Below are 7385 nucleotides of genomic sequence, written 5' to 3' on the forward strand. Positions count from 1 at the left end.
ATCCGGCATCGTCTGCACCGTGGCGCATGAACGGCCGCACAATGGCCGCGCCGAAGAGCATTTCCTGCCCGCCGGCCCCTTCGCGACGCTGCCGCTGAAGCCCGACAAGGACGGCCGCAACCGCTCCTCCATCGTCTGGGTCGAACGCACCGAGGATGCGCGGAAGCTGGTCGAGGGCGACGACCTTGTCTTCGAGCACGAGTTGGAGCTGCATTTCGGCCTCAGGCTGGGCGAGATCCATGCCGCCGACAAGCCGCGCGCCTGGCCGCTTGGGCTGACCCTTGCCCGCGCCTTCGTCGCGCCCCGCATCGCGCTTGCCGGCGATGCCGCGCACGGCATCCACCCGATTGCCGGCCAGGGGCTCAACCTCGGCTTCAAGGATGTGGCGGCGCTGGCCGAGGTGGTGGTCGAGGCCGACCGGCTCGGCCAGGACATCGGCGCGCTCGACGTGCTCGAACGCTACCAGCAATGGCGTCGCTTCGACACCGTGCAGATGGGCGTCACCACCGATGTGCTGAACCGGCTGTTCTCCAACGATATCGGCCCGCTGCGCGCGGCGCGCGACATCGGCCTCGGCCTCGTCGAGCGCATGCCGAAGCTGAAGGACTTTTTCATCCGCCAGGCCTCGGGCCTGTCCGGCGACACGCCGCGGCTATTGAAAGGGGAAGCGATCTAGCAGCCAAAGAAGGTAATAGAAGACCGCTACGGCGGCCAGCATGCCGAGCACCCACCTGCCGGCCCTGGATTTGCGCAACCTGTCTCCAACAGCGCGTCAATCAAATCGGCCAATTCGGCAGCCGCGCTGGCAATTGCTTCCCTCTATTTCCCAACGGTTGGGCATGCCCACCCTGATGTAGGCACAACTGCCTTCGGTTCAAAGATCGGTGGTCGCCTGGATCAATTCACCTCGAACCCAAGCTTCTGCCGCAGCCGCAGCATCCGCTGGTCCGGTATCTTCAGGCTCTGCTCGCCGCCCTTTGCGACGCAATTGAGCATCTGCAGCAGATCTTCCCTTTCCTGCGGGTCGAGGCGCTCGCGCAGGAACGGCGCCAGCTTGTCGATGACGATCGTCGTGTCGTCGATCTGCGCCGCTGCCCACTTGGCGTAGACGACGGCCTCGTCGGTCTTCTTCTGGCCATCCGCAATCCCCGAAATCACCTCGCGGATGACGGCTTCGCGCTGCGGCAGGATGGGCCCCTGTTCCGACACGATGGCGGTGATCAGCGTCGCCGCCGCCACCACGGGATTGTCGATCGCCGTCAGCGGCGACAGCGCCGCCTGCTTGCGCAGCTTCTTGCGGCGGATGTTGCCCTGGACGCGGCCGACGACGTCGGCGACCTCGCGCGCGGCCTCGTTCATGGCCTTCATCCGGTACCACCAGAACGCGGCCGCTCCCAACACGCCAAGGATAGCAAGCAGGAAAGGCATGTCAAAATCCCCCGGAAATTTCCGGCGACAATAAGAGAACTGTGCCGTTGCTTCAACACGCAAGAATTGCGGCCGGTGAAGAAGAGGTCTCTCCCTCCAGGCAACTGCGCACCGGATCGAATGTCCTGGCTTTCGGTCGCTCACCCCAAGGCAAACGATGCAGCTTCTTGCCGAGGACGCTGCAGCTGGTTGAAGCGCACTGCAAGGAATTTCACTATCTGATATTTCATGCAACATCGTTGACACGCAACAAATCCCGCCGTATTCAACGTTGCCAGAGATTTCATATCATGAAATTTCTTGCAAAGCTGATACGACGAGGCTTTTCATCGTCGGGGAACCCGGAGGAGAGAATGAACAGGATTGGGCTGGCGGGCGCATTGAGCGCCGCCATGATGACGCTGACCTTGGCGATGCCAGGCGCCGCGTCGGCAGAGAGCAAGTTTCAGTGCAAGCCGGACGAGACCTATGTGATGAACGTCATGGTCTCCGCGCATCCCTATTGGGTGCCGGTCTATCAGGGCTTCAAGCAGGCCGCCCAGGCGATGGGCTGCAAGACCGTGTTTTCGGGCACGCCTGACTACGACATCGCAAAGCAGATCGCCTCATTCGAACAGGATCTGATCAAGAAGCCGGCCGGCGTGCTGCTGCACCCGATGCAGGCCGATCCGTTCATCGAGCCGATCAACCGCGCCGTCGAGAACGGCACCACCGTCGTCACCTTCGCCGCCGACTCGCCGAAATCCAAGCGCGTGTCCTACATCACCTCGGACAATCTGGCGGAAGCCAAATTCGCCGCCGAGGAGATCGTCAAGCAAGTCGGCGACGACGCCGAATACGGCGTGCTGGAGAATCCGGGGCAGAGCAACCACGACCTGCGCGTCACCGCCTTCATCGACTATCTCGCCAAGAACTATCCTAAGATGAAGCTGGTCGGCCGCCAGGCCTCCAACCAGGACGCCAATGTCGCCAACAAGGCGGTGGCCTCGATGCTGCAGGCCAATCCGAACCTGAAGGCGCTGTGGATTCCGGAAGCCGGCTCGGCCGAGGGCGCGGTCGCCGCCGTCCTCGAGGCCAAGGCCAAGGTGCTGATCATGCATGCCGACATCACCCCGGCGACGCTGGAGCAGATCAAGGCCGGCAACATCCACATGGCGCTGAGCCCGAACCAGGGCATGCAGGGCTATCTCGGCTTCGTCGCCACCTTCATGGCGGCGCATCCGGAACTGATCGATCCGTTCAACGACTACAAGACGTCGGGCTACAACCCGATGAGCATCCCCTTCGCCGATAACGGCTTCGCCGTCATCACCAAGGAGAACGCCGACTCGTTCGACCTGAACAAATACATGCAAGGCCGCGATCCAAGCTGATCCGTCCCGCGGGCAACCGCGCCGTCCGGCGCGGTTGCCTCAACCATTCCTGAGCAGGCGAGAACCTCAGTGGAAACCCCGGTCCTCCTCAAAATATCCGGCCTCAGCAAATCGTTCGGCCCTGTCCGTGCCTTGCGCGATGTCGGATTCGAGCTGCGCGCCGGTGAAATCCACGCCATTGCCGGCGAGAACGGCGCCGGCAAGTCGACGCTGATGAAGGTGATCGACGGCATCTTGTCGCCGGACAGCGGCGACATCCAGGTCGATGGCCGCTCCGTCTCTATCTCCTCGCCGCTGGCGGCGCAGAAGCTTGGCATCGGCTTTGTTCACCAGGAGATCGCGCTGTGCCCCGATATCTCGGTGGCCGAGAACATCTTCATGTCGATCACCAACGCCAGCAAGGCGGTGCTGATGAACTACCGCGACCTCGAGAAGCGCGCGACGGCGATCCTGGCGCGGCTTGGCCACATCGATCCGACCGCGATGGTACGCAATCTGTCCATTTCCCAGCAGCAAATGGTCGAGATCGCCAAGGCGCTGACGCTCGATTGCCGCATCCTTATCTTCGACGAACCGACGGCAGCGCTGACCGAGCGCGAGGCCCAAAAACTGTTCGAGATCATTCACCAGCTTGCCGGCGAAGGCATCGGCATCATCTACATCTCGCACCGCATGGCCGAGATCTTCGACAATTGCGACCGCGTCACGGTGCTGCGCGACGGCCGCTACATCACCACGCTCGACATAGCAGGGACGACTCCCGAACAAGTTGTCGCCTCCATGGTCGGCCGCGTCATCGACAGCCTCTACCCCGAGAAGCTGCGCGACGATGAACGGTCCGAAGACATATTGCTCGAGATCGTCGGCCTCTGCGAGGCGACTGCCTTCCGCGACATTAGCTTTCAGCTGCGCAAGGGCGAAATCCTGGGCATTGGCGGCCTGATCGGCGCCGGCCGCAGCGAGATCGTCAAAGGCATCTGCCGGCTCGAAGGTGAGGTGACCGGCGATGTCAGCCTGCGCGGCGAGCGCCTGTCGCTGACACACTATGGCGACAGCATCGCCGCGGGCATCGTCTACCTGTCCGAAGACCGCAAGGGCGACGGGCTGTTTCTCGACATGTCGATCGCCGCCAACATTTCGGCGCTGGCGGTCGACCGGATCGCCACGCGCTTCGGCCTCATCAACGAGCGGCGCGAGAAGCATCGGGCGGAAACGATCGGCAAGCAGCTGTCGCTGAAATGCGGCCATGTCGGTCAGCCGGTTTCGACACTGTCGGGCGGCAACCAGCAGAAGGTAGCGATCGCCAAGATGCTGTCGGTCGACCCGAAGGTGATCTTCCTCGACGAACCGACGCGCGGCGTCGATGTCGGCGCCAAGGCCGAAATTCATCGCATCCTGCGCAAGCTGGCGCGCGATGGCGTCGGCATCGTGGTCATCTCCTCCGAGCTGCCGGAGCTGATCGGCATCTGCGACCGGGTGCTGATCGTGCGCGAGGGACGCATTACCGGCGAAGTCGCGGGGGCAGAGATGACGGAGGAAAACATCATGGTCCTGGCATCGCTTGCCGATGAAGGCCGGCAACGGAGCGCCGCATGAGCATCGTGGGGGACAGTATGGACAGCGCGACGCAAGCTGCCAGGATAGGGCTCGGCGCAAGGTTCGGCGGCCTGATCAGGATGCGTGAGACCGGCCTGATCCTCATCATCGCCGTGCTGTTTGCCGTCATGTCGTTCGCATCCCCCTATTTCCTGACCTGGGACAATATGCGGGCGATGGCGATGGCCTTCGCGGTGGAAGGCATCGTCGTGGTCGGCATGACGATCCTGCTGATTTCCGGCGGCATCGACCTTTCGGTCGGCTCGGTCACCGCGCTCGCCATGGTGGTCGCCGGTCTGCTTTTCCTCAGCGGCATGGACCCCTGGCTGGCGTCGCTGGTGGCGATAGCGGCTTGCGCTGCCATCGGCGCCTTCATGGGATTCTTCGTCACCAGAGTGGGGCTGCACCACTTCATCGTCTCGCTGGGGGTGATGGTGATTGCACGCGGGCTCTGCCTGCTCGGCACCGGCGGCCGCCCGCTCGGGCTTTACACCCTGCCGCCTGAGTTCAAGTTCATCGGCCAGGGCGCGGTCGGCGGCATTCCCGTCGTCATCATCATCTTCATTGTCTTCGTCATCCTGTCCGACTTCATGCTGCGCCGCACGACGATGTTCCGCAAAGTCTTCTACACCGGCAGCAACGAGAAGGCGGCGGCCTATTCCGGCATCCGCACCAAGAAGGTCGTGTTCTTGACCACGACGCTCTGCTCGACACTGTGCGGTTTTGCCGGCGTCATCTACATGGCCCGCTTCGGCTCGGCCCAGCCGACATTCGGCGCCGGCATGGAGCTGAACGTCATCGCCGCCGCGGTGATCGGCGGCGCAAGCCTGACCGGCGGCATCGGCACCATTCTCGGCGCCATCCTGGGCACCGTCCTTTTGTCCGTCGTTTCAAGCTCGCTCGCTCTGCTCGACGTGTCCGTCTATTGGCAGGACATCATCCGCGGGTCCATTCTGCTGACGGCGGTCACCGCCGATTATTACTTCAACAAGCGGCGGGGCTGAGATGGCGGACAGCAGGGAAGATTTCGAGGCGATCCGGCAGATCCACACCGTGCTGGTGCTGCATTTCGTCGACGGTATGAAGCAGAACGACATCGCGGCGGCGCTCAACCTGTCGGCGTCCAAGGTCAATCGGCTGATCGCCCAGGGGCGCAAGCTCGGCATGCTGAGGATCGCGGTCGAGAGCCCGTTCCAGGCCTTGGTCGATATCGAAAAGCAGCTGATCGAGGTTGCCCGCCTGGCAAGTGCGATCGTGACGCCGACCGTGGCCGGCAGTCCCGAAAGCACGCTGCAGCAGGTGGGGCGCGCGGCGGCCAACCAGTTGCTCGAGACCTTGCGCGACGGCGACGTCATCGCCATTACCGGCGGCAAGGCGATCAGCGCCCTCGCCGAGAACCTGCAGCCGGAGCGGGCTTTCGACATCACCGTCGTGCCGCTGACCGGCGGCGTCCAGGGCAAGCACTATACCGACGTCAACCATCTGGCGACGCGGCTCGCCGAGCGGCTCGGCGGCTCCAGCATGCTCTTGCATGCGCCGCTGTTCGCCGAGAGCCGGGAGCAGCGCGACCTGCTTCTGGAGATGGCGTCGGTGCGCGAGATCTTCGATCTGGCGCGCAAGGCCGCGATCGCGCTGGTCGGCATCGGGTCGATCCAGACGCCCGGGTCGAGTTATTACGACCTTCGCCCAGGTCTTGACCCCGACCGCGACAAGCTGGCCGCCAGCGGCGCGGTCGGTGAGTTCCTTGCGCATCTGATCCGCGACGACGGCACGCTGGCCGATTACCCGCCCAACGACCGCCTGGTGGCGCTGGCGCCCTCGGAACTCGCTCGCTGCCGGACGGTGATGGGCGTCGCCAGCGGCGCCGAAAAAGTCGGGCCGATCCGCGCCGCGCTGCGCGGCAATTATCTCAAGTCTCTGGTCGTCGACGAAGAAACGGCCAACGCGGTCCTGAACAATGCGGGGAGCATACGCAATGTCGCCTGAAATGTTGACGCGCACCATTGGCGCGTCGGGAATCGCCGCCTCCGCGATCGGCCTCGGCACCTGGGCCATCGGCGGCTGGATGTGGGGCGGCACCGACGAGGCGCAGTCCATCGACACCATCCGCGCCTCGATCGACGAAGGCGTTTCGCTGATCGACACCGCGCCGGCCTACGGCCAGGGGCTGTCGGAGGAAATCGTCGGCAAGGCGATCAAGGGACGCCGCGGCAAGGTCGTGCTCGCCACGAAGCTTGGACTGATCTGGCACGCAAAAAAGGGCAACCACTTCTTCGACTATGACGGCGCGCCGGTGCATCGCTATCTCGGCGCCGACTCCGTGGTCTACGAAGTGGAGCAGAGCCTGCGCCGTCTCGGCACCGACCACATCGACCACTACATCACCCATTGGCAGGATGCGACGACGCCGGTCCCCGAGACCATGGAAGCGCTCGATCGCCTCAAGACCCAAGGCAAGATCCGCTCCATCGGCGCCAGCAATGTCAGCATTGCGGATGTCGAAGCCTATCTCGCGGCCGGCCAGCTCGACGCGGTCCAGCAGCAATACAGCATGGTGGTGCGCGACATGGAGCGCGACCTTCTGCCTTTCTGCGCGGACAACAATGTGTCCGTGCTCAGCTACTCCTCGCTGGCGCTCGGCCTGTTGTCGGGCAAGATCGGTCCGGACCGCGTCTTTACCGGCGATGACCAGCGCAAGGACAATCCGTGGTTCTCGCTGGCCAACCGCCGCAAGGTCGCGGCGCTGATGGAAGAGATACGGCCGATTGCCGAGACGCACGGCGCAAGCGAGGCGCAGATCGTCATCGCCTGGACGCTGCAGCAGCCGGGCATCACCTTCTCGCTTTGCGGCGCCCGCAGCCCGCAGCAGGCCAGGGAAAACGCGCGGGCCGGCCGCATCAGATTGTCCTCAGAGGAGATCAGCCAGATCAGCGAGGCCGCCAGCCGCCATCTGACAAATCTCGACGCCTGACCGCCACCTGTGAACCC

Annotated in this window: 7 protein-coding genes; 6 read left to right on the top strand and 1 reads right to left on the bottom strand. The window is 63.8% G+C overall.

Features of this window, described 5'->3' with window-relative positions; genetic code table 11:
• The coding region (locus EN745_RS25295) for an FAD-dependent monooxygenase (protein ID WP_189363156.1) at positions 1-676 on the top strand (676 nt) is incomplete at its 5' end.
• Positions 677-897: 221 nt separating this feature from the next.
• On the opposite strand, the gene EN745_RS25300 is transcribed toward EN745_RS25295, so the two are convergent.
• Positions 898-1428: a hypothetical protein gene (locus EN745_RS25300; protein ID WP_127422527.1), complete on the bottom strand. Its 531-nt coding sequence runs from the start codon at positions 1426-1428 to the stop codon at positions 898-900.
• A gap of 392 nt (positions 1429-1820) precedes the next feature.
• On the opposite strand from EN745_RS25300, the gene EN745_RS25305 reads away from it, so the two are divergent.
• The 5 genes from EN745_RS25305 to EN745_RS25325 all read left to right on the top strand — a co-directional run bounded on the left by EN745_RS25305 (position 1821) and on the right by EN745_RS25325 (position 7368).
• Positions 1821-2801: a substrate-binding domain-containing protein gene (locus EN745_RS25305; RefSeq protein WP_245455752.1), complete on the top strand. Its 981-nt coding sequence runs from the start codon at positions 1821-1823 to the stop codon at positions 2799-2801.
• 69 nt (positions 2802-2870) lie between these two features.
• Positions 2871-4397 (top strand): sugar ABC transporter ATP-binding protein, encoded by a 1527-nt coding sequence (locus tag EN745_RS25310; RefSeq protein WP_126057495.1) that lies wholly within the window; start codon positions 2871-2873, stop codon positions 4395-4397.
• 17 nt (positions 4398-4414) lie between these two features.
• Entirely contained in the window at positions 4415-5401 is a 987-nt protein-coding gene (locus EN745_RS25315; protein WP_127405822.1) for an ABC transporter permease, read from the top strand.
• Position 5402: 1 nt separating this feature from the next.
• Complete coding sequence (locus tag EN745_RS25320; protein ID WP_126057493.1) at positions 5403-6383, top strand: sugar-binding transcriptional regulator; 981 nt, start codon at positions 5403-5405, stop codon at positions 6381-6383.
• Positions 6373-7368 (top strand): aldo/keto reductase, encoded by a 996-nt coding sequence (locus EN745_RS25325; protein ID WP_127405821.1) that lies wholly within the window; start codon positions 6373-6375, stop codon positions 7366-7368. Before EN745_RS25320 ends, EN745_RS25325 begins: the two co-directional genes overlap by 11 nt.
• The last annotated feature ends 17 nt before the right edge of the window (positions 7369-7385 follow it).

It is taken from the genome of Mesorhizobium sp. M4A.F.Ca.ET.022.05.2.1 (assembly GCF_003998845.1).
Taxonomy (GTDB): domain Bacteria; phylum Pseudomonadota; class Alphaproteobacteria; order Rhizobiales; family Rhizobiaceae; genus Mesorhizobium.